Raw genomic sequence first — 23787 nt, 5'->3', positions numbered from 1 at the left:
GCGACCGCACGACCGGAAGACCACCGCATACGACGACGGCCGGGCACCCCGTGCGGGAGGTGCCCGGCCGCCGGTGTGCTCAGTCCTCGCCGAGGTCGGGGCGGCCGTTCTCGTCGACCTCGACGTCCTCCTTCGGGTCGTGCTCGTCGACGGGCGCGGCCACGGTGGCGCGGTGCTGTCCGGGGGCCAGGGTGTGGCAGGCGGCGTGCGCCGTGCCGTAGGCGATGACCGAGGCGACTGCGGCCCCGGCGAGGGCCGCTGCGGTACGCGTGGGGTGGTTCGTGCCCGGCAAACGATCTTGGAGGGGGCCGGGTCACCGGCATACGCCCTAATGGGCGGGTGCCGTCACGCGGTTGGCCGGAGCGCGGGCGGTACGGCCGTACTCGCCCTGTGCACCAGCCGGGTCGACAGCTCCGTGCGTGTGCCCTCCGGGCGCTCCCCGTGCATCCTCCGCACCAGCAACCGCAGTGCCGTTGCCGCCATCTCCGCGAGCGGCTGGCGGACGGTGGTCAGCGCCGGGGCGCCCCAGCGGGCCTCGGGCAGATCGTCGAAGCCGACCACGCTCATGTCGTCCGGTACCCTCAACTCCCGTTCCGCCAGCGCCGCGTACACCCCGAGCGCCATCCGGTCCGAGCACACGAACACAGCGGTCGGCGGCTCGGGCAGGTCCAGCAGTTCGCGCATGCGCAGCCGGGCGGTCGTCTCGTCGCAGCCCGCTTGCCGCACATACTCGGCGCGGTGCCGCACCCCGGCCGAGGCGAGCGCGGAGCGGTAGCCGGCCACCCGGGCGCCGCTGCACATCGTGCGCCGGTGACCGGCGATCACCGCGATCCGCTCATGGCCGAGCCCCAGCAGATGTTCGGTCGCGCTCACCCCGCCCTGCCGGTTGGCCGCCCCGACCGACACCACCCCGGCGGGCGGCTCGTGCGCGGGGTCGATGAGCACGTACGGAATGGGGTGGTGGTCCAGCCAGGCGTACTGCGACGCCGACAGCTCCGCCAGATTGACCAGCACCCCCGAGGAGCCGCGTGCGGTGAGCTTGTCCAGCCGGTCGCACTCCGGCCGGCCACCCCGGGTGCGGGTCGGCCCGGCCGAGACCACCACCTCGAGGCCCGCCTCGTACGCCGCCGCCTCCACCCCCCGCAGCACCGCACCCGACCGGGAGCTCTCCAGCGAGGGCACCACCAGGTCGACCAGGCCCGGCGTCTTCGCCGCCTCGAAACGGGGACGGCGAACGTAACCGAGCCGGTCCAGCGCCTCGGTGACGCGGCGGCGGGTCTCCGGCGCCACGTCCTCACGGCCGTTGACCACCTTCGACGCGGTGGGCACCGACACCCCCGCCTCCCGGGCCACCACTGCCAGGGTCGGCCCGGCCGCCACGCGCGCACTCCCCGCACGGACCATACGGAACCACCTCTCCGGCCCGGCCCGTCCCATGGGCCGTCGAAAGTTGCGACCACGCTGCTTCCGTGCCGGCCAAGCGTGCAGAAAGCGCTTCCTGCGATAGACGCGCGTCAACCCGGCGGGAAGACAGGGGGAAACGCGGGATCCCGACGGTCGCCGTCTCCGGAACTCCGAACAGGGACCGCGGTGCCACCCGGTCCGTGCACCGGAATACATCCGCGTGCCGTGACGCTCTGGTGTGAGCAGTGCACCGGCGCGGCTGTGAGGGTGCATGAACGCGGCGAAGGGCTGGTGGCGATGACGGCAGACCAGACGGGCCCCGTGGTCAAAACGCCCCACGGGGCCGTGCGCGGCCGGTACGAGCGGGGCATCGTGGTGTTCCGGGGCATTCCGTACGCCGCCCCGCCCTTCGGCCCTCTGCGGTTCCGCCCACCCGAGCCGCCCGAGCCCTGGGACGGAGTGCGCGACGCGGTCGCCTTCGGGCCGACCGCGCCGAAACCGCCGTACTCCGAGGCGTTCGCCCACTACCTGTCCGACCCGGAGATCCCCGGCGACGACTGCCTCAACCTCAACGTATGGACCCCCGAGCCGGATCCCGGGGCCCGCCTCCCCGTTCTGGTCTGGTTGCACGGCGGCGCGCTGACCAGGGGATCCTCGGCCGTACCCGTGTACGACGGCAGCGCCTTCGCCCGGGACGGCGTCGTCTGCGTCTCGGTCAACTACCGACTGGGTGTGGAAGGCTACGGGCTGTTCCCCGACGCGCCCCCCAACCCCGGCCTCCGCGACCAGCTCGCCGCGCTGCGCTGGGTCCACGCGACCATCGCCGCCTTCGGCGGAGATCCGGACCGGATCACCCTGTGCGGCCAGTCGGCCGGCGCGATCAGTACCGGCGCCCTGCTCGCCGCACCCCAGACCCGCGGACTGATCCGGCGGGCGGTCCTGCAGAGCGGCCCGCCGGAAGCCGCGGACCGCGACAAGGTCCGCCGCATGGTCCGCCGCATGGCCACCCGGCTGAAGATCCCCGCCACCGCCGAGGCCTTCGCCGCCGTCGACCGTGACCTGCTGCTGCGTGCTCAGGCCGAGGTCGGCCGGATCGGCAGCCCCGTGCTGGGGGGACCCGCGTTCGGCATCGTCGTCGACGGCGACCTCGTACCCCGCGATCCGCTCAAGGCGCTCCTCGACGGTGACGCCGTCCCGGGCGTCGAACTGCTCATGGGCTGGACCCGGGACGAATACCGGCTGTGGCTGGTGCCCGGCGGGCTGCATGAGCACGTCGACCGGCTCGGCCCCGTCGCCCTGGCCGGGGCCATGGCCCGCTGCCACGCCGGCCCCGAGGTAGCGCGCGGCTACCGCACCCTCCGCCCCGACGCCGGCACCGCCGAGATCGTCGGCCAGATGGTCACCGACCACCTGCTGCGCGTCCCGCTGCACCGCCTCGCCGACGCCCGCCCCGGCACGTCCTACCTCTACGAGTTCGCCTGGCCCTCCGCCCTCCCCGGCCTCGGCGCCTGCCACGCCCTGGAACTCGGGTTCGTCTTCGGCACCGGGGGCGTGCCCGAGTCCCGGAAACTGGCCGGCGAGGGCGCCCCGCAGGAGCTGGGCGACGCCATGCACGCGGCCTGGGTGAGGTTCGCGACGACCGGAAACCCGGGGTGGCAGGCCTGGGACGCCGCACATCCCGTGCGGATCTTCGGTGACGGCGTGCCGCACACCGTGTACGGTCCACGAGACGCGGAGGTAGCCCTCTGGCCGACCGCCTCCGCACTCCCGGAACCGGCGACCGCCGCCGACATCCGCGCGCCCGGAGCCGAACTGGCGGCGGCGCTACGGCGCCTGCGGCGGTCGGCCGGAACCCGGCGCCGCTGATCGTCCACCGCCGTCCGCAGTCGCCGGTCCCGCATCCACCGACGCGGCGCCACCGGGCCGCGCGCGGGGCAACCTGTATGCGGTCACGGCGGGCGGCCGGTGCGTCGCTGGTCGTGCGGTTCCCGGAAGGTCTCGGGGTGCCGGCCCCCAGGGCGTCGCCCGCTGAGCGTCGGCGAGTCACCGGTCTCCGGTCGGCTGTTCCCGCCGGACGGCCGAGCCGCTACAACGCATCGGCGGGACTCACCTCACGCCGGAGGTGATCGCGGCGATCGCCTCCGGCCCCACCCGGCAGCACCCCCCGATCAACCGCGCCCCTGCCCTCTGCCACGCCTTGACCTGCCCGGCGCCGAACGTCGTAGCCCCCGTCCAGGCGCGTGCGCGCGCGTCCCACGCTTCGCCGCTGTTGGGGTAGACCACGACCGGCTTCCCGGTGACCCGGGCCGCGATCTCCACGGCGGCCTCCACGTCCTCGGGTGCGCAGCAGTTCACCCCCACCGCGATCACCTCGTCCACGTCGGCGGCCGCTGCGAACGCATCCTCCAGGGGCTGCCCGGCGCGAGTGTGCCGGCCGTCGACGGAGTACGACAGCCAGGCCGGCACCCCCAGCCCCCGGACCGCCCTGAGGAGCGCGGCGCCTTCGCCGGCGTCGGGCACGGTCTCCAGCGCGAGGACGTCCGGCGCGGCGGCGGCCAGCACCTCGATCCGCGGCCGGTGAAACCGCTCCAGCTCGTCGACACCGAGCCCGTACCGGCCCCGGTACTCGGAGCCGTCGGCGAGCATCGCCCCGTACGGCCCCACCGAGGCCGCCACCCACAGCGGCCGTTCCACGCCCGCGTCCCCGGCCTGCCGGGCCGCGGCCCGGGCGAGGTCCACGCTCAGCGCGAGCAGCCGCGCGGCCTCCTCGTGGCCGATGCCGCGCTTCGCGAAGCCCTCGAAGGTGGCCTGGTAACTGGCGGTGATGGCCACGTCGGCGCCCGAGAGGAAGTAGGCGAGGTGTGCCTCGGTGACCGCTTCGGGCCGTTCGGCGAGCAGCCGCGCCGACCACAGCTCGTCGCTCAGGTCGTGTCCGGCCGACTCCAGCTGGTTGGACATACCGCCGTCGAGCACGATCGTTCCCGCGGCGAGAGCGTCGGCGAGGCTGGGGGAGGTGTCGCTGGTCATGTCACGACGCTAGTCGAGGTCGAACGCCGGCGGACCCCGGTGTCCAGCAGATGAGTACCTCACCTGACCTGCGAGGGACCCGGGGAGCGCCACTGGTGTGCTGCTCCCGCGTCCCCGCTCTGCTCCCGGCCGCGGCCCAGCCGTACCGGCTCGGCGGTGTACGTGCGGCCGCGCGGCCGTCGGGCACGGGCGGCGGAGTGATCGGGCACCGCCGTGGGCGCCGCACCGGGCCGTCGGCAGACGGACCGCGGTGGCGGCGCGGGGGCGGTGCGGCCGTGGCGGTCTCGGCCGGCCGGTGGACGAGGCCGTGGTCGAGGGGGCGGGCAGGCCGGATCGGTACGGGCGACGTCGCCGACAAGGGCGTACGCCGGGCAGCGGCGACCGCCGAAGTCCTCCTCCCGGCGGGGCAGTCCCGGCAGGGGCCGGTCCTCCACTCGGTGCCGCGGCAGTGGGTGAAGGCGGGCTCAAGGGTCGGTGATCCCGGGCGAGCCGGCATGCGACGGCCTCACGGGCGCGGGCGAACGGGAGGGCGGAAATCGCTCACCCCTCACGGCGACAACTCCTTCTGCGGCACCGTCGAGGACGCGCGTTATGTGTGGCTGCCGCTGAGCTTTCCCACCTCCACCACGCTGCCCCTGTGCTGAGCCCGGCGGCGCGGGGCCGGGACGGTCGCGTGGGCCCGGGCGGGGCGGCCGTCCACGGGGGACGGCGACGTCCCGGCGATCCGCGCGCTCACTGATCGGCGAGCGGCCCGTCTTTCGGCCGGCGCCGAAACGTCCGGCGTCTAGCGTGGCCGTATGACCGCAGAGCCCACCCCGGCGTCCTTCGCCGGCCTCCACCACCGTCCGGGCGAGCCGCTGCTGCTGCCCAACGCCTGGGACCACGCCTCGGCCGCCGCCCTCGCCGCCCGCGGCTTCCGCGCGATCGCCACCACGAGCCTCGCCGTGGCGGCGGCCGTCGGCCTGCCCGACGGGGCGGCGGCGACCCGCGAGCACACCCTGAGCCTCGCTCTGACCCTCGGTTCGGAGCCGTACCTCCTGTCGGTCGACGCCGAGGACGGTTTCAGTGACGACCCGGACGAAGTGGCGGAGCTGGCCGTCGAGTTGTGGGCCGTCGGCGTGGTCGGCATCAACCTGGAGGACGGCCTCGCACCGAGCGGCCGGCACGCGGCCAAGATCACCGCTGTCAAGGCGGCCGTACCCGGCCTGTTCGTCAACGCCCGCACCGACACGCACTGGATGGGCGACGGGGATGAGCGGGACGCCCTGCGGCGGCTCGATGCCTACCAGGAGGCCGGCGCCGACGGGGTGTTCGTGCCGGGACTGACCGATGCGGAGGGGATCGCGTCCCTGGTCCGGTACCTCGGCGTCCCCCTCAACGTCCTCTACTCGCCGGTCGGACCCACCGTCCCCCACCTCGCCGACCTCGGGGTCCGCCGGGTGAGCCTCGGGTCGCTGCTCTACCGGCGGGCGCTCGGCGCGGCACTGGACGCGGTGGCCGACATCGCCGCCGGACGCGCCCCGGCCGGTACGACCCCCTCCTATGCCGAGGTCCGCGCGCTGGAGAGGAACGTGTCGGCGAGCAGGTCGGCGAAGTCCACCGGGTGATCCAGCGTGCCGAGATGCCCGCCCGGGAACTCGGCGAACACGCCGCCCAGGTACTCGGAGAGGAACTCCGCGGTGCGATATAGGAGCTGACCGCGCGAGTCGGTGCCGGCGGCGAGCGTGAGCCGGCCCGGGGCAGCGGTGAAGGCGGGCGCGTGGGCGGTGAAGGGGCGCAGCACACGGGCCAGGAAGACGCCCATCGCCGTCGCCGGCTCGCCCTCGGCGGGGGCCCGTTCGGGCCCGTCCAGCCGGCCGATCAGCTCGGTCCGCCGCTCCGCACCGTCCGGCAGCAGCGTCACGCACGGCGGTTCGTGCGCGACCACGTGCGCCAGCCGCCGCGGGTGCCGGGCGAGCAGGTCCAACACCGCGATGCCGCCCGAGCTGGTCCCGAACACGTACGCGGACTCCCCGGCGGGCAGGACCGTCTCCAGCACCCGGTGCGCCCCCTCGCTCCAGTCCGCCACCCGCTGGTCGGCGACCGGCAGGCCCAGGCGGCCGTGGGCGAGCCCGAGCGGGTCGTACGTCACCACGGTGAAGCGCGCGGCCAGCCGCTCGGTCAGCGGGCCGAGCCCCATCGGATGCCCGGCGCCGCCCGGCACGAGCAGCAGTAGGGGACCGCTGCCCATGACGTCGTAGGCACCGGGGAGTGCGTCAGTCATCGCTCTTCCGTCTTTCCGCCCGTCTCGCGCGGCCAGTGTTCGAGGGCCAGGTGCAGGGCGTCGACGGCCTTGTCCCAGGACGCCTGCACGTCCCGGTCCGCACCGAAGCCCCCGGTGGACTCCAGTGCGCAGTAGCCGTGGAAGGTGCTGCGCAGCAGGCGTACGGCGTCCGTCAGGTCGGGTTCGTCGAGGCCGTAGCCGCGCAGCATGCCGTAGGTGATCTCGGCGGTACGGCGCAGGGCCGGGGTGCCGGCGACCAGGGACTGGTCCATGCGGATCTGGGTGGCCGCGTACCGCCCGGGGTGTTCCAGGGCGTAGGCGCGGTAGGCGCCGGCGAAGGCGGCCAGCGCCTCCTTGCCCGCGCGGCCGGCCACGGCCACCGCGATCCGGTCGATCAGTTCGCCGCCCGCGTACAGCGCGAGCCGGGTGCGCAGGTCCTCCAGGCCCCGGACGTGTGAGTACAGGCTCGCGTCCTTCACGCCGAAGCGTCGGGCCAGCGCGGACAGGGTGACGTGTTCGAAGCCCGCCTGGTCGGCGAGTTCGGCGGCTGCCGCGACGACACGGTCGGCGCTCAGGCCGGCTCGGGCCATGGGTGACCTCCTTACCGAGGTTTCCTAGGGTATCTAGGTTATCACCTAGGTAGACCAGGGAAAGGGTGTCGGGCGAGCGGGTGTGGCTGTCAGTCGGTCGGCGCGTACAGCACCCCCAGTTTGTCGATCTCGTCCCCGGCTCGACCGGTGAAGCCGACGATCTGCCGGCCGGAGGGGGCCGTGAAGGTGGTCGAATCCGTGGTCGCCGTGCCGGCGGACAGGGTGCGGCCCCTGTCGGTGGTGAAGGCGGCGGAGAAGATCCGGGTGCGGCCGTCCTTCCGGCCCCGCGTGAGCTTCACGGAGGTGAGGTGTTCTCCGGAGGCGAGGGTGAGGGACGTGGCCGTGCCGCCCGTGCCGCCGTGGGCGAGCACCGTGCCGCCGTCGTGGGCCAGGGACACGGAGTTCAGGCGGGCGCCGCCGCGCAGGGCGAGGGTGCGCGGTGAGAGGGCGGCCGGGAGGTCGTCGGCGTCGTTGAAGGCCGTGCCGTGCGGGCCGCCGAAGAAGTCGCTCGCCCGCAGCTTCGGGTCGAGCGTGTAGGAGAAGCCGACGGTGTGCGGGAAGTGGTCGGAGAGATTGCCGCCGCTCGCGTCGAGGAACGTGGCCCACGCGTCGTGGTAGCGGGTCGCGGTCAGGGAGACCAGGTCGCTGCCTCGGTAGAGGACCTTGTCGACCACCTCGCAGTCGTCGGGCGGCGCCGAGGCGGGGCACACCAGCGGCTCGGCGCCCTGTGCGGGGGCCGCACCGCCCTTGACCAGCTGGACCCAGGTGTCCGTGAGGCCGTTGTCGTCGACCAGGGTGCGGATGTTGTCGCCGGCGCGGGTGTAACGGGTGTTGGTGTCCCCCATGACGATCACCGCGTTGCCCGACGAGTTGGCCTTGACGAACGCCGACAGCTGGGCGATGTTGGCCCGGCGGGCGGCGAGGGCGCCGTCGGTGTCGTCCGCGGTGGGGTGCACGTTGTACAGATCCAGGTAGACGCCCTCGGCGAGCCGCACCCGGGCCAGGCTGAAGCCCTTGGGGGTCAGGCAGCCGGTGCCGGTGCAGTCCTTCCACCTGACCCGCTCGAAGTCCTCGAGAGGGTGGTCCGAGAGGGTGTTGAGTCCGTCGCCGATCCCCGCGCCGCCGCTGGTCGCCGTGCGGTACGGATGGTGGTCGCCGGCGTACAGCGCCGCGTGGTAGTTGAAGTCCTCCTGGACGTTGACGATGTCGTAACCCGCCAGCCGTGGCGAGATCAGTGGCGTGTTGGCGGCCGGATGGCTGGAGCTGAGCCCTTCCGGCAGCCCCGCCACGTTGTACGTCAGCACCGTGAAGCTGCCCGAGCCGGCGGCCTGCGCCGTACCGGCGGAGGCGGCGAGCCCGCCCACGCCCAGCACACCCGACGCAAGGGCACCGAGAAGTCGTCCCATGGGTCGCATACAGTCCATGCTCACCTCAACCTGGGTGATTTCGAAGAGGGTTGAGAAAACCCTTCACCGTGTGTGCCTTCAGGAACCTCCGCGCGGGGCGCCTGGAGCATGCCGAGGAGGAAATTCGCGCAGGGCGTGACCGCGGCCGGCCGGGAGAAGAGCCGGCCGTCCGCGGGAGGCGTCAGAACCGTGTCGGTCACCTGGTCTCCGCGGAAGGGGCCGTGGAGAAGACGAACGAGAACTCCGCCGGCTCGGCCCGCAGGTGGTGGCGGGGCAGGGGGCCGGGGCCGCAGGACTGGGAACCGATGCCGTGCTGGCCGTGGTCGAGGTTCACCCAGACCGTGTCACCGGGCACCAGGTCGGCGCGGTGGGCGGCGGCGTCCAGCTGCTCGGTGGTCCAGCGGCGGGCGGTGAGGAAGAACGCGGGGTCGCCCTCGACGCGCAGGCCGCCCAGCTCCGCCCAGCGGACGTCGATGCGGGCGCCGTTCTCCTGGGGGCGGACGTAGGGGGTCTGCATACGATCCACGGTCGACTGCCAACGGCCGACAGCGGACGCCGTCCTGGTGTCCGGGTACGCCTCACCCGGGCCGCCGCCGAACCACCGCACCCGGTCGGCCGCGGACAATCCGAAGCGGATGCCGAGCCGGGGCAGCGGCACCCTCCAGTCGCCCTGCGGACCGACGGACACGGTCAGCCGCAGACGATCTCCGTCCGACGTCCAGCGGTATACCGTCGACAGCCCCACCTCCCAGGCGGCGGGCGCCACCCGGGTGCGGACCGTGACCGCGTCCTCGCCGGCCTCCACCGCGTCCAGGCGGTGCCGCATGCGGTGCAGGCCGAGCTTGCGCCACAGCAGGCCGTAGCGCACGTCGGTCTGCCAGGCGGCGCCGTCGTCGTTGTCGGTGGTGGCCCGCCACACGTCCAGACGCAGACCGGAGACGGGTACCCCGCCGACCGCCGTCAGGGCGCCGGTGCGGGCGTCGAAGGTGCCGGGACCGAGCGCGATCACCCCGTCGCCCGGCACGGGCCGGGCGGTCGCGGCGACGTACGGCACCCGGGGTGCCGACACCGGGATCTGACCCCAGGCCACGACGTGGTTCCTCGGCGCCCACGGGGTGTCGGCCGCGAGCACCGCCCGGACCGTCCAGTGGGCCTCGCCGGCCGGTGCCCCGGGTGGCGGATTCGGCAGCTTGACCTCGGCCGAATCGCCGGGCGGCAGCGCGGGCACCGACAGGGTGCCGGACTCCAGCGTCTCCCCGTCGACCTGGTACGACCACGAGAACGCCAGCGCCGACAGGTCGGCGAAGTCGTACCTGCTGGTGACCCGGACCATGCCGTCCGCGCCGTCGCCCGTGATGGCGACAGGCTCGATCACCTTCTTGTACTCGACGAGGCCGGGGGAGGGCTGCCGGTCCGGGAAGAGCAGGCCGTCGCAGACGAAGTTGCCGTCGTGCAACTCCTCGCCGAAGTCGCCGCCGTAGGCGTAGCCCAGCTCCGGATGGGCGATGCCGTGGTCGATCCACTCCCAGACGAAGCCGCCCTGGAGCCGGTCGTGCGTCTCGAACAGCCGCTGGTAGTCGGCGAGTCCACCGGGGCCGTTGCCCATGGCGTGCCCGTACTCACAGAGGATGAAGGGAAGTCCTCGGCGTCTGTGCGGCCCGCCGTCCAGGCCCCGGCCGATCCGCTCGACCTCGGCGTGGTCGGCGTACATCCGCGAATAGATCTCGGTGTCACGGCAGTTGAGGTCTCCTTCATAGTGGACCGGCCGGGAGGTGTCACGGCCGTGGATCCAGTCGGCCATGGCGGTCAGGCCACGGCCGGTGCCCGCCTCGTTGCCGAGGGACCAGATGACGACCGAGGGGTGGTTCTTGTCCCGCTCGACCATGCGGGCCGCCCGGTCGAGCAGGGCCGGGGTCCAGCGGTCGTCGTCGACGGGGTTGTCCCGCCAGCCCTGCTCGGTGAAGCCGTGCGTCTCCAGGTCGCACTCGTCGATGACCCAGAGGCCGTACTCGTCGCACAGGTCGAGGAAGGCCGGGTGCGGCGGGTAGTGGGAGGTGCGGACGGCGTTGATGTTGTGCCGCTTCATCAGCAGCACGTCCTCGCGCATGGTCTCGAGGTCCAGCGCACGGCCTCGTTCCGGGTGCCACTCGTGCCGGTTGACGCCCTTGAAGAGCACGGCCCTGCCGTTGACCTTGACCAGACCGTCCGACAGCTCCACCGTGCGGAATCCGATGCACAGCGGCACCCGCTCGCCCTCGGTGGCCAGCACGCCGTCGTACAGCTTCGGCGTCTCCGCCGACCACGGCTCGACCGGCACCGTCACCGGCTCGCCGGTCGCCACGTCGATGCCGAGGTCCGGGACGGTGACCCGGCCGTCCACGTCGGAGTCCACGCGCAGGGTGCCGCTGCCGTCGCGGTGGTCGTAGGAGGCGTGCACGAAGAAGTCCAGGGCGCTGCCGGCCGGGCGGTGCAGCAGGGTGACGTCACGGAAGATGCCCGGCAGCCACCACTGGTCCTGGTCCTCCAGGTAGGAGCCGGCCGACCACTGGTGCACACGGACCGCCAGCACATTGCCCGCGGTCTTCAGCAAATGGCCGACCGCGAACTCGTGCGGCAGCCGCGATCCCTTGAACTCGCCGAGGTCCGTGCCGTTCAGCCAGACCCGGGCACAGGACTCCACCCCGTCGAAGCGCAGGACGGCGCCGCCGTCGGACGGGTCCGGCCAGTCCTCGGGAAGGTCGAAGACGCGCAGGTGGTCGCCGGTCGGGTTCTCGGTCGGCACGCGCGGCGGATCGACCGGGAACGGGTAGAGGTGGTTGGTGTAGATGGGGGAGCCGTGCCCCTGAAGGACCCAGTGGCCGGGGACCGAGACCTCGGCCCAGTCACCGGCGTCGTACCCCTCCCGCGCGAAGGAGTCGTCCTCGGCGTCGGCCCTGTCCGCCAGCCGGAAGCGCCAGTGGCCGTTGAGGGAGTGGGACCCGGCGTCCGAGGAGGCGTACCAGGCGCGGGGCGGCAGCGCCCCGTTGCCCGGCGATACGTCCTCGACGTAGTCGATGACGGTGTGGGTGCGGAAAGACATCGGTCTCCTAGCTCAGCCAATGATCAGACCCCCGGCAGCTGTCCACCCGGCCGGGCGACGACACCAGCACGAAGCCGGGGACTCGGTGAGTTGTCCTCAGTTCGGGATCGCGAACAGGCGGATCGGGCGCGGGAGATGAGGGCCGCCGGGTCCGGGGTGTGGCCGGCGGCCCTCGGTCGGGGGGGATCCGCGGATCACCGCCTGTACCAGGCCTCGTTGGGACCGCCGTTGCAGCTGTGGAGGATCACCTTGCTGCCGTCGGCGGTCGCCTGGCCGCTGACGTCCAGGCACGTGCCCGACGCCTCGTTCACTATCTGCCCGTTGGAGTTCAGCAGCCAGCGCTGTGTGCCGTCACCGCCGTAGGCGGCCGAGGTGGCAAGGCCCGAACCAGCGGCCGTCAGGTAGCCGCCGGCGCCCTTCAGGGTGCCCCGGGCGTCGTATGACCACTGCTGCCCGGCTCCACCCGTGCAGGCGGCGATCGTGGCGCCCCCGGCATCGGCGGTCAGGCACTTGCCCGACTGACCGCCCGCCAGCGCCCCGGTCAGCGCCGCACCGCCGGGTCCCTTGCCGTCGAGGACGTACGTCGTGATCGACCGGGGGGCGAGCGTCGCCGAGACGGTGCCGCCGCTGACGGACGGCTTGGACACCTTCGCCCAGTTCTCGACGGCCGAGGTCCGTACCGCCTGGGTGGCCCGCACCGGCCTCCCGCCGGTGAAGTGGAGGTTCAGGGCCGTGTCGGTGGTGTTGTGGTTGTTCACCACGACCACCCACTTCCCGCCCCGGTCGTACGCGGACACCTCCACGCCGTCGGGCGCACCGGTCACGCTGTGCAGGGCCGAACCCGGCCGTACGAACCTGCTGTACTGGCCGAGCGCGTAGTAGCGCTTGGTGAAGTACAGGGTCCGGTTGCCGTTCGTGGCGTAGTCCGGGTCGTAGTAGATCAGGCCGTCGTTCCAGCCGTCGTCGTTGCGGGCGTTCGGGTCGCTGCCGATCATCTCCGACAGGGCCACCCACCACTGGAACGCCGCGTCGTGGGCGATGGCGAAGTCCTTGTAGATGATCCGGGACAGGTTCAGGCCGCCGTCGATCGTCGGGTCGTACTCCTGGGCCCACCCGGTGCCGCCCTTGCCGAAGCAGCAGATCTCCGTCGACCAGGACTCCTTGCCGGCCGCCTTCGAGGTCTCGTACACCTGCGCCCGGTCGGCGTCATCGGGGTCGTCGTAGGTGTGGTGAGCGAGCTTGGAGACGTACTGGGCCGTGCCGGGCTGCGAGATCCACTGCGGGACCTCGGAGTTGAACTTCACCGTGCTGGTCGACTCGTCGGCGATGATGCCCGTCTTCCGATGCCGGGCTCGCTGCTCGGTGCCGAGCGCGCGCACGATGTCGTCACGCTGCGCGGGGTCGACGAGCATGCCCTCCTGGCCGCACGAGTCGAAGCTGTTCGTCGGCTCGTTGAACGGGCTGATGTAGTCGAGCTTCACGCCGTGCCGGGCGAAGTGGTCGGTGACGTCGGCGATGTACCGCGCGAAGTCCCGCTCGTTCTCCGCCTTCAGATAGCCGCCGCAGCTCTTGCCGTTCGTCTTCCACTCGGCGGGTGCGCTGTTGACGAACCCGATCAGGTCCCGCACGCCGTACCGGGCGGCCGCGTACAGGAAGTAGCGGCCGGCCTCGTCCTTGCTCCAGTCGTAACGGCCATCGGCCTGCAGGAAGTCCTCGGGGGCGCGCGGCGCGTACGTCACGCCGGTGCCGCCACCGCCGATGTTGTAGCGGTAGGCGCTCAGGGCCAGACCCCTCTGGGAGAAGAGCAGTTCGGCCACCCGGGCCCGGGTCTTCGGGCCGAAGTTCTTCAGGTCGTTGACCCACCAGGCACCCGAGGCGCCGATGTTGTCGATGGTCTGGGCGGCGTGGGGGGAGACCTCGGCGGCGGCCGTGGAGTGGTTGGCGTTCGCCGGCGGGGAGGTGAGCAGGGCTCCCGTGACAGCCAGTGCGGCTCCGGCTGTCAGCAGGACGGATCTCCTGGCAGGCGGGCGAGAGGTGCGGGGGTGAGTCATGTGCATCCCTTCCGTCGTCATGAAGGTGGTGCGGTACGGCTCCTTGCGGGGATGGCGCGCTTGGTGGTGGCCGGCCTCTGCCCGACGGACTGCAGCGCCCCCTCCAGCGCGAACGTGGCCGCGCCGAGGGACACCGGGTCGGTGGGGATGGGGGAGAGGACGATCTCGGTGGCGGCCAGTGGCCGGCGCAGGGCGTGCCGGGAGACGGCCTGGCGGACCTCGTCCAGCAACGGCTCGCCCAGCCGGGAGGCGACCCAGCTGCTGAGCACCACCACTTCGGGGTTGAGGAGGTTGATCAGGTCGGCGATGCCGGCGCCGAGGTAACGGGCCGTGTCCCGGACGACCTTGAGCGCGACCGGGTCGCTTTCGACGACTGCGCGGGCCAGCGCGTCGATCGTGGCCGTCTGGTCCTCATGGTGCAACAGGGTGGAGCCAGGGCTGAGTTCACGCAGGTTCTGCATGATGCCGGGCGCGCCGACGTATGTCTCCACGCAGCCGTGGTTGCCGCAGTGGCACAGCCGGCCGTCGAGCACGAGCGTGGTGTGCCCCCACTCGCCGGCGCTGTTGCTCACCCCCCGGTGCAGTCCGCCGCCGAAGGCCAGTCCGGCGCCGACACCCGTCCCGAGGTTGACCACCACGGCGTCCCCGCGGCCCCGCGCGGCCCCGAACCACAGCTCGGCCACGGCACAGGCACGCAGTGGGTTGTCCAAGTACAGCGGATACCCGACGTGTTCGGCGAGCAGGTCGAGCAACGGCACATCGCGCCAGTGCCAGTTGGGCGCGTACTCGGCGACCCCGGTGCCGCGGTCCACCTGGCCCGGCACGCTCACACCGACGCCGAGCACCCGGGCCGCCTCGGCCCCGGCCTGCGCGACCACCGAGCCGACGGCCGCGGCGACATGACCGACCACCTGCTCCGGGCGGCTCTCGCCGGGACGCATCACCTCGTCGGCGCGGGCCAGTATGTTCAGCGCCAGGTCGAACAGCTCGACATGGACATACGTCTCCGCGATGTCGACACCGATCAACGCGCCCCCCGACGCGTTGACGGCGACCAGCCCCCGGGGCCTGCCACCGGCGGAGTCCTCGAAGCCGATCTCGGTGATCATGCGCAGGTCCAGCAGCTCGCCGACGAGCGTGGCCACCGTGGCCAGGCTCAGCCCGGTGGCGGCCGCCAGCTCCTGCCGGGAGGTGGGAGACCCGGCGATGATCTGGCGCAGCACCTCGTAGCGGTTCGCGGTGCGGATGTCACGTGATGTGCGCCTCACGCGGGTGCCCCTCCCATCCAGGCCAGGCCAGGCCGGGGCGTCATCGGCACCGGCGCGGGCGTCAGGCTATGGGCGGGAAGGGCTTTCGACAAGGGGTTAGGAAAGGGGCTGGAGGAAGTCGCGTCGCGGACGGGCGGCCGTCGGTCGCGGCCGTCAGCCGTCGAGGAGATCCCGTACGAAGGCGTTGGTGAACTTGCCGGCGGGGTGCAGGGAGCGGGCCAGGCAGGGCGAGGCCGTGCGCGTAAACCGCGCGGGCCGGTTCGGCGTAACGGACGCCGCCCGCCACCCGGACCGTACGCGAGGCCGCGTCGACCTCGATCACCGGTGGCAGGTCCGCGGTCGACAGGAGGATGCCGTCCGGGGCGGGGTCGGCGACGCCGTTGAAGGAGTGGCCGCTGCCCAGTACCCGCACCCTCGCGCTGCCGGCCACCAGTGCCCGGAGCGCGTCGAGGGTGCGCGGCCGCTGCTGGTCCTTCGCGGTGTAGGTGAGGGTGCGGGCCCAATCGGTCACCGTGTCCGCCGCCCTGACGTCCCTCCCGGAGCGCGTGTCCGTTGACCCTCTCATTCGCCGCGACCTACCGTAGAGAGCGGTTGCTATCCGTGCGCCGCCGAGCCGGAAGGTCACGTCCTTGCCCGAGCGCCCCCAGGCATTGTTCGCCATGACAGCCGAGAACGTGCCGCACGTCTTCCCACCGGAGCTCCTCGCCCGCCTGCGCGAGTCCGTAGCAGTCGATCCCGCTCTGGTGGCGCACGACTTCGCCGAACCGCGGGTGCGGGAGGCCCTGGCCCGCGCCGAGGTCCTGATCACCGGCTGGGGCTGCCCCCGCCTGGACACGACAGCCCTGGACGCGGCACCCAGGCTGCGCGCCGTGCTGCACGCGGCCGGCTCGGTCAAGGGATTCACCACCCCCGAGGTGTGGCGGCGCGGCATCGTCGTGTCCTCGGCCGCCGCCGCCAACGCCCTGCCCGTGGCCGAGTACACGCTGGCCATGATCCTGCTCGCCGGCAAGGACGTCTTCGCCTTCCGCGACCGGCTGCGCACCGGACGCGACTTCCCCTACGGCGCCCTCGTCCCCGGCATCGGCAACTACGGCCGCCGGGTGGGCGTCGTCGGTGCCTCCCGCATCGGCCGCCGCCTGATCGAACTGCTCCGCCCGTACGACCTCATCGTCACGCTCGCCGACCCGTACGTCGACGCCTCGGAGACCGCGCGGCTCGGTGTGCCGCTGGTGGAGCTGGACGAGTTGCTGCGCACCTGCGACATCGTCACACTGCACGCTCCGCAGACCCCCGAGACCCGGCACCTCGTCGGCGCCCGTGAGCTCGCCCTGATGCCCAGCGGCTCGGTGCTCATCAACACCGCGCGCGGTGCCCTCGTCGACCACGACGCGCTGATCGAGGAACTGCGCTCCGGCCGCCTCAGCGCCGTCCTCGACGTCACCGACCCCGAACCGCTGCCCGCCGACTCCCCGTTGCTCGACCTGCCCAACGCGTTCGTCACCCCGCACCTGGCCGGCTCCCAGGGCAACGAGGTGGCCCGTCTCGGCCGCACGGTGGTCGAGGAGGCCGAGCGGCTGTCGTCCGGCGACGATCTTCTGTACACCGTCGACCAGGCGGGGCTGGAACGCGCGGCGTGACGCGATGGATGCCGCGGACTGCTTATCACGGTGGACGGGTGGGTCGAGCGATGGCTGTACCTGCACGGTTCGCTGGCCGGCCGCGGACTCGGCACCCCCGCGGTGGTGAGCGTCGGGCACGTGGACGGACTCGTGGCGGCCCGGTCCGTGTTCGCGCACGGGGTGAACCACCGCGGTGCCGTGATCCACGGCACGCCCCCCACGGTCACCGGCCCGGCGGAGAAGCGGGAGGGCCTGCGCCGGCTCACCGGGCACTCCGCGCCGGGACAGTGGTCGTACGCCCGCCGGCCGAACCGCAGCCGGCCGCCACCGCCCTCCTCGCCGGGGCGCGCCGGACCCGGACCCGGACCCGGAGCTGGACGCCGGGGCCGCCGTACCGGAACACGTCGCGCGTCGTGCGGGGACCCGGCACGGCTGTCCCGGACGCGGGGGCATACGGTGAGAGGCGAACGCCTGAGCCGGGAGGAGACACGCGGATGGGCAGTCGCACCGCGCTGGTCGAGGATCTGATGGAGCGCTTCCCGCATGTGCCGCGGGAGGCCGTCTTCAAGGAGGACCTGCTCCGGGGTGGAGTCGCCTTCGACGCGTCCGCCCTCAGTGACAACGAGGGCGGGGAGGTCAAGCCGAAGTCGTACTTCATCTTCTCCTTCGACCACGGCACCCTGCCCGAGCTGGGCGAGGCCGCCCTGCGCCGGCCACCGGAGGAGATCATCCTCACCGGCGGCCCGTACGATCTGCGCCGTACCGTGGTCTCCGTACGGGTGAACCCCGCCTCGCCGTACCGGGTCGCCGCCGACGACGAGGGGCTGCTCGGGCTCTACCTCGACGGCAGGCGCATCGCCGACGTCGGTGTGCCGCCGATGCCCGAGTACTACCGGCACACCCTCTCCAACGGTAAGTCCGTGATGGAGGTCGCCCCCACCATCCAGTGGGGCTACCTGATCTATCTGACCGTCTTCCGGGTCTGCCAGTACTTCGGCGCCAAGGAGGAGTGCCAGTACTGCGACATCAACCACAACTGGCGCCAGCACAAGGCGGCCGGGCGGCCGTACACCGGTGTGAAGGACGTCGAGGAGGTCCTCGAGGCCCTCGAGATCATCGACCGGTACGACCCCCACAAGGCGTCCACCGCCTACACGCTCACCGGCGGTGCGATCACCAGGACGGTCGCGGGCCGGGACGAGGCCGACTTCTACGGCCAGTACGCCAAGGCCATCGAGGAGCGCTTCCCGGGCCGCTGGATCGGCAAGGTCGTGGCGCAGGCGCTGCCGAAGGCGGACGTGCAGCGGTTCAAGGACTACGGCGTGCAGATCTACCACCCCAACTTCGAGGTGTGGGACCGCCGGCTGTTCGAGCTGTACTGCCCGGGCAAGGAGCGGTACGTCGGCCGGGACGAGTGGCACCGGCGGATCCTGGACTCCGCCGAGGTGTTCGGGGCGCGCAATGTGATCCCCAACTTCGTGGCGGGCGTGGAGATGGCCGAGCCGTTCGGCTTCACCACCGTGGACGAGGCCATCGCCTCCACCGCGGAGGGCCTGCGGTTCTTCATGTCGCACGGCATCACGCCCCGCTTCACCACCTGGTGCCCCGAGCCCACCACCCCGCTCGGCAAGGCCAACCCGCAGGGCGCGCCGCTGGAGTACCACATCCGGCTGCTGGAGGCCTACCGGGCGACGATGGACGACTTCGGTCTGTCCTCGCCTCCCGGCTACGGACCGCCCGGGCCCGGCCGCGCGGTCTTCTCCGTCAGCTCCTTCATGGACAGCCTGCCCGCGGACGAACCGGTGGCCGAACCGGCGGCGGCACCGGCCGAGGTGTGATCCGGCGCGACGGGTCGCCGGGGCGGTGAGCCGAACGGCGTCGGCACCCGTACCGCAGGTGGGAGCCGAGGGCTCATCGCCGGGCGCACCCGTCCGGCCACGGTCGGTGACCGGATCTGAACAGGTCGCTTGTCAGTTGTGTCGAGGGCGTGAAAGGCTCTGTGCCCTGCCGCGAGGTTCCGTACAACTCCCTTTCCCGTGTGGTGAGTTGACCTCGCTCGTGGATGCAGGAGTCACATGCCCGACCTGCCGACCCCCCAGGACGCCACCGAGGCCGCGCTGTTCTCGGAGGGCTGGGACGCGGTGCTCTCGTACGCGGATCTGTGCACCTCCGGTTCCCTGACTGCCCATCAGCTGGCGACCGAGGCGTTCACACTCGGCATGCGGGAGGTCCGCGCCGCCGCGAGCACCCATGTGCGCGGCGCCGGTCGCCGCACCGCACGGCTGCCGACGACACCGGCGCTGCTCACCGCCGTACGCGACACCGCGGCCGCCTGGGAGGCCGACGGTCAGGGCCACAAGCTCGACCCCGACCTGCGGCTGTGGCTCAACTCCGGTGCGGCGGCCCGCTTTTCGGGACCACCGCTGCAGCGGCCGGTCGCGCTGCGCGGCCTGAGGGACCTACAGGAGGCCGATGCCTCGCTGCTGTGGCTGGCCGAGGTTGAGGCGCTGCCCCTGCCCGCCGTCGCCCGCCGGCTGGGCCTGGACCCGGCCACCGTCGCCGACGAACTCGACCAGGTCCGGACCCTCTTCCGGGACCGCTGCCACCGCGCCCATCTGGACACCCCGATGGACACGCAGTGCCGCAGCTACGCCCGGCTGCTGGACGCGGTCACCCGCTCGTCCACCGCCGGCACCCCCGACGACCTCTCCCGGCACCTCGCGACCTGTGCGCGGTGCGCCGAGGCCGCGGCCTGTCTGCGCCTGCACGGCGGCGGGCTGCCCGCCGCGCTGGCCGGCGGAGTCATCGGCTGGGGCGGCCTCGCCTACCTGGAGCGCCGCCGCCGCGCCGCCGAGATCCGCCTCGGCGCGGGCCGCCCCGGCGGCGCCCCCGACACCGGCGACCCGAAGGAGGACGCCGGCCGCGCCAGGGTGCTATGGCGCGGCCTGCTCGCCGCGGCCGTGCTGCTGTCGGTGCTGGCGCTCGGCGTGTCGCTGATGCCGTTCGGCGGTCCCGGCGACGAAACCACCGCCGTCCACGACGACCGCCAGCCCGTCGCCGACCCCGGCGTCTCCCGCACCACCCGCGGCCCGTCCCCGGCCCGCACCCCCGCCGCCACCCCCTCCGCGACCGTCACGAAGACGGCACCCGAGCGGAAGAAGCCCGGCCCCGAACCCCAGGGCACCACCTTCACCACCCACCACCCCGGCCGCACCAGCGCCCCCGCGACCACCGAGGCGGCCGCCTGCCGGGTCGCCTACGACCTGGTCGGCCAGTGGCCCGACGGCTTCCAGGCCAGCGTCACCGTCACCACCGACCAGGCCCTCACCGGCTGGCGGGTCGCCTGGAGCTTCCGCGACGGCCAGCAGGTCGGCCAGATGTGGGACGCCACCGTCGACCAGAACGGCTCCCGCGTCACCGCCACCGCCGCCGACTACAACAAGTCCGTCGCCGCGCACGGCACCCTGTCCTTCGGCTTCATCGGCGGCCGGCAGGACCGGAACCGGACGCCGTACGGCTTCACGCTCAACGGGGCGCCCTGCGCGACGGAGTGAGCCGGCGCAACGGGAACACACGGCCGGCGAAAATACTTTGACGCAGAGCCCCACCCGCGGGCTACAGTTGGCGAGCACGCCGAGGTGGTGTGCGCACACGCGAGTGAGAACGAGGAGGTGTCGACCGATGGCTGTCACTGTGCTGGGCGCTGCCCTCATCCAGGAACTCCTCAAGTCCACCTCCGTGGCCACCGGCTGATCCGACCGCGCGACCGCGCCTGCCCGGGGCCACCCCTGTGAAGGGTCTCCCTTGACTTCCACCTCCGCTGTGTTCTCCGCGCTGACCCCCTACGGCTGGGACGCCTCCTGGGCCGACGCGTTCACCCCCTACGCGGCCGAAGGGCTGCTGCCCGGCCGGGTCGTCCGGGTCGACCGCGGCCAGTGCGACGTCGTCACCGCGGGCGGAGTCCTCCGCGCCGACACCGCCTTCGTCACCCCGCACGACCCGATGCGGGTCGTGTGCACCGGCGACTGGGTCGCCGTCGAACCGAGCGGCAACCCCCGCTATGTGCGCGCGTATCTGCCGCGCCGCACCGCATTCGTGCGCTCCACCTCCTCCAAGCGGTCCGAGGGGCAGATCCTCGCCGCCAACGTCGATCACGCCGTCGTCGCCGTGTCCCTGGCCGTGGAACTCGACCTCGGCCGCGTCGAACGCTTCCTCGCTCTCGCCTGGGAGTCCGGCGCCCAGCCCGTCGTCGTCCTCACCAAGGCCGACCTCGTGCCGGACCCGGACACCCTCGGCCACCTCGTCCAGGACGTGGAGACGAGCGCGCCCGGCGTGCCCGTGCTCACCGTCAGCGCCCTGCACGGCGACGGGCTCGACATCCTCGTCGCGCTCGTCGGCTCCGGCACGACCGTGCTGCTCGGCCAGTCCGGCGCGGGCAAGTCCACCCTGGCCAACGCCCTCGTCGGCGAGGACGTCATGGACGTCCGGGCCGCGCGGGACGTCGACGGCAAGGGCCGGCACACCACGACCACCCGCAACCTGCTCGCCCTGCCCTCCGGTGGCGTGCTCATCGACACCCCCGGACTGCGGGGCGTCGGCCTCTTCGACGCCGAGACCGGCGTCGGGGCGGTGTTCGCCGAGATCGAGGAACTGGCCGCACGGTGCCGCTTCCACGACTGCGCCCACGAGACCGAGCCGGGCTGCGCGGTGCGCTCCGCCGTCGAGAACGGGGAACTGCCGGTACGGCGGCTGGAGAGCTACCGCAAGCTGATGCGGGAGAACCAGTGGATCGTGGCCAAGACGGATGCCAGGGCCCGGGCGGAGCTTCGGCGGGACTGGAAGCGTAAGGGAGCCGAGGGCAGGGCGGCGATGGAGGCGAAGCGGGGGCGCTGGAAGTAGGTGCCCGGGGCCGGTGCGGGCGTCCGGGGGCTGCCGCCCCCAGCTCCCGCCTCGGCCCCGCGGGCCTCGTCCCCGACCGCCGGACAGGTGTGTCTTCTTTTCCGGCCGGTACCGGAAAACACACCCACCTCCACGTCCGATTCCCGCTAGCCCGTTCCCGCGCCGGCGTCCCACACTGGAACACGTGATGGACGAAGACAGCAGGTACGAGGCGGTACGCAGCCGGGACGGGCGGTTCGACGGGGCGTTCTTCTTCGCCGTCGAGACCACCGGGATCTACTGCCGGCCGAGCTGCCCGGCGGTCACGCCCAAGCGGCACAACGTGCGGTTCTTCCCGACGGCCGCGGCCGCGCAGGGGTCCGGCTTCCGGGCCTGCCGCAGGTGCCGGCCGGACGCCGTGCCGGGCTCCGCGGAGTGGAACGTCCGCGCGGACGTCGTCGGCCGGGCCATGCGCCTGATCGCCGACGGCGTCGTGGACCGAGAGGGCGTCGCCGGACTCGCCGCGCGGCTCGGCTACAGCGCCCGGCAGGTGCAGCGGCAGCTCACCGCCGAGCTGGGCGCCGGGCCCGTGGCGCTCGCCCGGGCCCAGCGGGCACACACCGCTCGGGTGCTGCTGCAGACCACCGACCTGCCGGTCACCGAGATCGCGTTCGCGTCCGGGTTCGCCAGTGTGCGGCAGTTCAACGACACGATCCGGGAGGTGTACGACGCGACGCCGACCGAGGTGCGCGCCGCCGCCCCCCGGGGCCGGGACGTCCGCCGGGCCACCCCCGGCGCGGGCATCCCACTGCGGCTGGCGTACCGGGGCCCGTACCAGGCGACCGCCGTCTTCGACCAGCTGGCGCGGGAGGCGGTGCCGGGCGTCGAGGAGATGTCCGGCACCCCGGGCGGCCGAGCCTACCGGCGCACCCTGCGGCTGCCGTACGGCACCGCGCTCGTCGCCGTCGCGGAGCGCACCCGGACACCGAAAGCGGCCGGCGGCACACATCCGGGCGGCTGGCTCCACGCGCGGCTGCACCTCACCGATCCCAGGGACCTCACCACCGCGGTGCAGCGGCTGCGGCGCCTGTTCGATCTCGACGCCGACCCGTACGCCGTCGACGAGCGGCTCGGCGCCGACCCACGGCTCGCCCCGCTGGTCGCCGCCCGGCCCGGGTTGCGCTCGCCCGGCGCCGTCGACCCGCTGGAACCGGCCGTACACGCCCTGATCGGCACCCACGGCGCCGCGCGACTGGTGCGCCGGTACGGCAAGGCGCTCGACGCGCCCTGCGGCAGCCTCACCCACCTCTTCCCCGAGCCGGCCGTCCTCGCCGAGGCCGAGCCCGACGGCCCGCTGGGCGCTCTCGCCGCCGCCCTCGCCGACGGCACCGTACGGCTGGATCCGGGCGCCGACCGGGACGACGCCCAGCAGGCGCTGCTCACCCTGCCCGGCATGGACCCGGCCACCGTCGCCACCGTCCGCGTGCGCGCCCTCGGCGATCCGGACGTGGCCCCGCCCGGGGTGGCGGTACCCGACGCCTGGCGGCCATGGCGGTCGTACGCCGTCCGGCATCTGCGTGTGGCGGGGGAGTCGGGCCGATGACCACCGTGTACTTCACCCACCTGGACGCCCCGGTCGGGCCGCTGCTACTCACCGCCGATGCGGACGGGGTGCTCACCTCGGTGTCCGTGCCCGGGCAGAAGGGCGGGCGGACCGTCCAGGACGGCTGGCGGCACGACCCGGGTCCGTTCCGCGCGGCCCGCCGGCAGCTCGCCGCCTACTTCTCCGGTGAACTCAAGGAATTCCGGCTGCCGTTGCGCGCCGAAGGAACCGAGTTCCGGCAGCGGGTGTGGGCCGCGCTGGACGAGGTGCCGTACGGCGCCACCGCCACCTACGGCGAGATCGCCGCGCGTATCGGCGCATCCCGCGCGGCCGTTCGCGCCGTCGGCGGGGCGATCGGCGCCAACCCCCTGCTGATCGTGCGCCCTTGCCATCGGGTCATCGGCGCGGACGGGGCGATGACCGGTTACGCGGGCGGACTTGAGCGCAAGGTCTGGCTGCTGACCATGGAGGGCGTGCTCACCGGCCGCTAGGACTCCTCAAGTCCCCAGCTGCGCACCCGGCGCGGAAGGCGGGCGATCTCCGGTGACGCCGGAGGCGCGCCGCCTTTCGTGCAAGCAGCCGCCGATCAGAGCCGTGCC

Annotated in this window: 18 protein-coding genes and 2 pseudogenes; 9 read left to right on the top strand and 11 right to left on the bottom strand. The window is 73.1% G+C overall.

Annotated features, from left to right (window positions below; all coding sequences use genetic code 11):
• Positions 1 to 79 precede the first annotated feature (79 nt).
• Both ABZ079_RS08845 and ABZ079_RS08840 read right to left on the bottom strand, forming a co-directional pair.
• Positions 80 to 292 carry a hypothetical protein gene (locus ABZ079_RS08845; protein ID WP_356938718.1) on the bottom strand — a complete coding sequence of 71 codons (213 nt, stop codon included), beginning with the start codon at positions 290 to 292 and terminating at the stop codon, positions 80 to 82.
• 53 nt (positions 293 to 345) lie between these two features.
• A complete protein-coding gene (locus ABZ079_RS08840) occupies positions 346 to 1404 on the bottom strand; it encodes a LacI family DNA-binding transcriptional regulator (protein ID WP_356938717.1) in 1059 nt (352 codons plus the stop codon).
• A 297-nt stretch (positions 1405 to 1701) separates the two neighbouring features.
• Here ABZ079_RS08840 and ABZ079_RS08835 point away from each other — a divergent pair, with 297 nt between their 5' ends.
• Positions 1702 to 3270, top strand: a complete 1569-nt coding sequence (locus tag ABZ079_RS08835) for a carboxylesterase family protein (protein WP_356938716.1) — start codon at positions 1702 to 1704, stop codon at positions 3268 to 3270.
• A gap of 240 nt (positions 3271 to 3510) precedes the next feature.
• Here the strand turns inward: ABZ079_RS08835 and mmuM are convergent, their stop codons facing one another.
• Both mmuM and ABZ079_RS08825 read right to left on the bottom strand, forming a co-directional pair.
• Complete coding sequence (mmuM, locus tag ABZ079_RS08830; RefSeq protein WP_356938715.1) at positions 3511 to 4431, bottom strand: homocysteine S-methyltransferase; 921 nt, start codon at positions 4429 to 4431, stop codon at positions 3511 to 3513.
• A 323-nt stretch (positions 4432 to 4754) separates the two neighbouring features.
• Positions 4755 to 4876, bottom strand: a pseudogene (locus tag ABZ079_RS08825) (pyrroloquinoline quinone biosynthesis protein PqqE); the annotation flags it as partial.
• A gap of 352 nt (positions 4877 to 5228) precedes the next feature.
• Here ABZ079_RS08825 and ABZ079_RS08820 point away from each other — a divergent pair.
• Positions 5229 to 6038 (top strand): isocitrate lyase/phosphoenolpyruvate mutase family protein, encoded by an 810-nt coding sequence (locus tag ABZ079_RS08820; RefSeq protein WP_356938714.1) that lies wholly within the window; start codon positions 5229 to 5231, stop codon positions 6036 to 6038.
• On the opposite strand, the gene ABZ079_RS08815 is transcribed toward ABZ079_RS08820, so the two are convergent.
• The 7 genes and pseudogenes from ABZ079_RS08815 to ABZ079_RS08785 form a co-directional block, all read right to left on the bottom strand.
• Positions 5972 to 6694 carry an alpha/beta fold hydrolase gene (locus ABZ079_RS08815; protein WP_356938713.1) on the bottom strand — a complete coding sequence of 241 codons (723 nt, stop codon included), beginning with the start codon at positions 6692 to 6694 and terminating at the stop codon, positions 5972 to 5974. The genes ABZ079_RS08820 and ABZ079_RS08815 overlap by 67 nt on opposite strands.
• Positions 6691 to 7284: a TetR-like C-terminal domain-containing protein gene (locus tag ABZ079_RS08810; protein ID WP_356938712.1), complete on the bottom strand. Its 594-nt coding sequence runs from the start codon at positions 7282 to 7284 to the stop codon at positions 6691 to 6693. The genes ABZ079_RS08815 and ABZ079_RS08810 overlap by 4 nt, the downstream gene beginning before the upstream one ends.
• Positions 7285 to 7373: 89 nt before the next feature.
• On the bottom strand, positions 7374 to 8690 hold the full coding sequence (locus ABZ079_RS08805) for a jacalin-like lectin (RefSeq protein ID WP_356938711.1): 1317 nt from the start codon (positions 8688 to 8690) through the stop codon (positions 7374 to 7376).
• Positions 8691 to 8886: 196 nt separating this feature from the next.
• On the bottom strand, positions 8887 to 11769 hold the full coding sequence (locus tag ABZ079_RS08800; protein ID WP_356938710.1) for a glycoside hydrolase family 2 TIM barrel-domain containing protein: 2883 nt from the start codon (positions 11767 to 11769) through the stop codon (positions 8887 to 8889).
• A 194-nt stretch (positions 11770 to 11963) separates the two neighbouring features.
• On the bottom strand, positions 11964 to 13826 hold the full coding sequence (locus ABZ079_RS08795) for a glycoside hydrolase (RefSeq protein ID WP_356938709.1): 1863 nt from the start codon (positions 13824 to 13826) through the stop codon (positions 11964 to 11966).
• Between the two features lie 11 nt (positions 13827 to 13837).
• Positions 13838 to 15088, bottom strand: a complete 1251-nt coding sequence (locus tag ABZ079_RS08790; RefSeq protein ID WP_356938708.1) for an ROK family protein — start codon at positions 15086 to 15088, stop codon at positions 13838 to 13840.
• A 220-nt stretch (positions 15089 to 15308) separates the two neighbouring features.
• Positions 15309 to 15653, bottom strand: a pseudogene (locus tag ABZ079_RS08785) (FAD-binding protein); the annotation flags it as partial.
• 64 nt (positions 15654 to 15717) lie between these two features.
• Between ABZ079_RS08785 and ABZ079_RS08780 the strand changes: the two are divergent.
• The 7 genes from ABZ079_RS08780 (at position 15718) to ABZ079_RS08750 (ending at position 23679) form a co-directional block, all read left to right on the top strand.
• A complete protein-coding gene (locus ABZ079_RS08780; protein WP_356938707.1) occupies positions 15718 to 16725 on the top strand; it encodes a hydroxyacid dehydrogenase in 1008 nt (335 codons plus the stop codon).
• A gap of 30 nt (positions 16726 to 16755) precedes the next feature.
• A complete protein-coding gene (locus tag ABZ079_RS08775) occupies positions 16756 to 17235 on the top strand; it encodes a pyridoxamine 5'-phosphate oxidase family protein (RefSeq protein ID WP_356938706.1) in 480 nt (159 codons plus the stop codon).
• Complete coding sequence (locus ABZ079_RS08770) at positions 17202 to 18545, top strand: radical SAM protein (protein WP_356938705.1); 1344 nt, start codon at positions 17202 to 17204, stop codon at positions 18543 to 18545. Before ABZ079_RS08775 ends, ABZ079_RS08770 begins: the two co-directional genes overlap by 34 nt.
• A gap of 237 nt (positions 18546 to 18782) precedes the next feature.
• Entirely contained in the window at positions 18783 to 20261 is a 1479-nt protein-coding gene (locus tag ABZ079_RS08765; protein WP_356938704.1) for a cellulose-binding domain-containing protein, read from the top strand.
• Between the two features lie 250 nt (positions 20262 to 20511).
• Positions 20512 to 21606 (top strand): ribosome small subunit-dependent GTPase A, encoded by a 1095-nt coding sequence (rsgA, locus tag ABZ079_RS08760; protein WP_356938703.1) that lies wholly within the window; start codon positions 20512 to 20514, stop codon positions 21604 to 21606.
• A gap of 187 nt (positions 21607 to 21793) precedes the next feature.
• On the top strand, positions 21794 to 23188 hold the full coding sequence (locus tag ABZ079_RS08755; RefSeq protein WP_356938992.1) for an AlkA N-terminal domain-containing protein: 1395 nt from the start codon (positions 21794 to 21796) through the stop codon (positions 23186 to 23188).
• On the top strand, positions 23185 to 23679 hold the full coding sequence (locus ABZ079_RS08750) for a methylated-DNA--[protein]-cysteine S-methyltransferase (protein ID WP_356938702.1): 495 nt from the start codon (positions 23185 to 23187) through the stop codon (positions 23677 to 23679). Before ABZ079_RS08755 ends, ABZ079_RS08750 begins: the two co-directional genes overlap by 4 nt.
• Positions 23680 to 23787: the final 108 nt, after the last annotated feature.

It is taken from the genome of Streptomyces sp. NPDC006314 (genome assembly GCF_040613075.1).
Classification (GTDB): domain Bacteria; phylum Actinomycetota; class Actinomycetes; order Streptomycetales; family Streptomycetaceae; genus Streptomyces.
Note: the sequence above shows the minus strand (reverse complement) of the source record. Positions and strands in the feature narration are given on the sequence as shown.

Bases quoted from the DNA above. Each gene is read 5' to 3' on its own strand.
- ABZ079_RS08750 (WP_356938702.1), top strand. From the start codon at position 23,185: ATGACCACCGTGTACTTCACCCACCTGGACGCCCCGGTCGGGCCGCTG.
- ABZ079_RS08765 (WP_356938704.1), top strand. From the start codon at position 18,783: ATGCCCGACCTGCCGACCCCCCAGGACGCCACCGAGGCCGCGCTGTTC.
- ABZ079_RS08820 (WP_356938714.1), top strand. From the start codon at position 5,229: ATGACCGCAGAGCCCACCCCGGCGTCCTTCGCCGGCCTCCACCACCGT.
- ABZ079_RS08815 (WP_356938713.1), bottom strand. From the start codon at position 6,694: ATGACTGACGCACTCCCCGGTGCCTACGACGTCATGGGCAGCGGTCCC.
- ABZ079_RS08795 (WP_356938709.1), bottom strand. From the start codon at position 13,826: ATGCACATGACTCACCCCCGCACCTCTCGCCCGCCTGCCAGGAGATCC.
- ABZ079_RS08800 (WP_356938710.1), bottom strand. From the start codon at position 11,769: ATGTCTTTCCGCACCCACACCGTCATCGACTACGTCGAGGACGTATCG.
- ABZ079_RS08755 (WP_356938992.1), top strand. From the start codon at position 21,794: ATGGACGAAGACAGCAGGTACGAGGCGGTACGCAGCCGGGACGGGCGG.
- ABZ079_RS08805 (WP_356938711.1), bottom strand. From the start codon at position 8,690: ATGGGACGACTTCTCGGTGCCCTTGCGTCGGGTGTGCTGGGCGTGGGC.
- mmuM (WP_356938715.1), bottom strand. From the start codon at position 4,431: ATGACCAGCGACACCTCCCCCAGCCTCGCCGACGCTCTCGCCGCGGGA.
- ABZ079_RS08835 (WP_356938716.1), top strand. From the start codon at position 1,702: ATGACGGCAGACCAGACGGGCCCCGTGGTCAAAACGCCCCACGGGGCC.
- ABZ079_RS08840 (WP_356938717.1), bottom strand. From the start codon at position 1,404: ATGGTCCGTGCGGGGAGTGCGCGCGTGGCGGCCGGGCCGACCCTGGCA.
- ABZ079_RS08810 (WP_356938712.1), bottom strand. From the start codon at position 7,284: ATGGCCCGAGCCGGCCTGAGCGCCGACCGTGTCGTCGCGGCAGCCGCC.
- ABZ079_RS08770 (WP_356938705.1), top strand. From the start codon at position 17,202: ATGGGCAGTCGCACCGCGCTGGTCGAGGATCTGATGGAGCGCTTCCCG.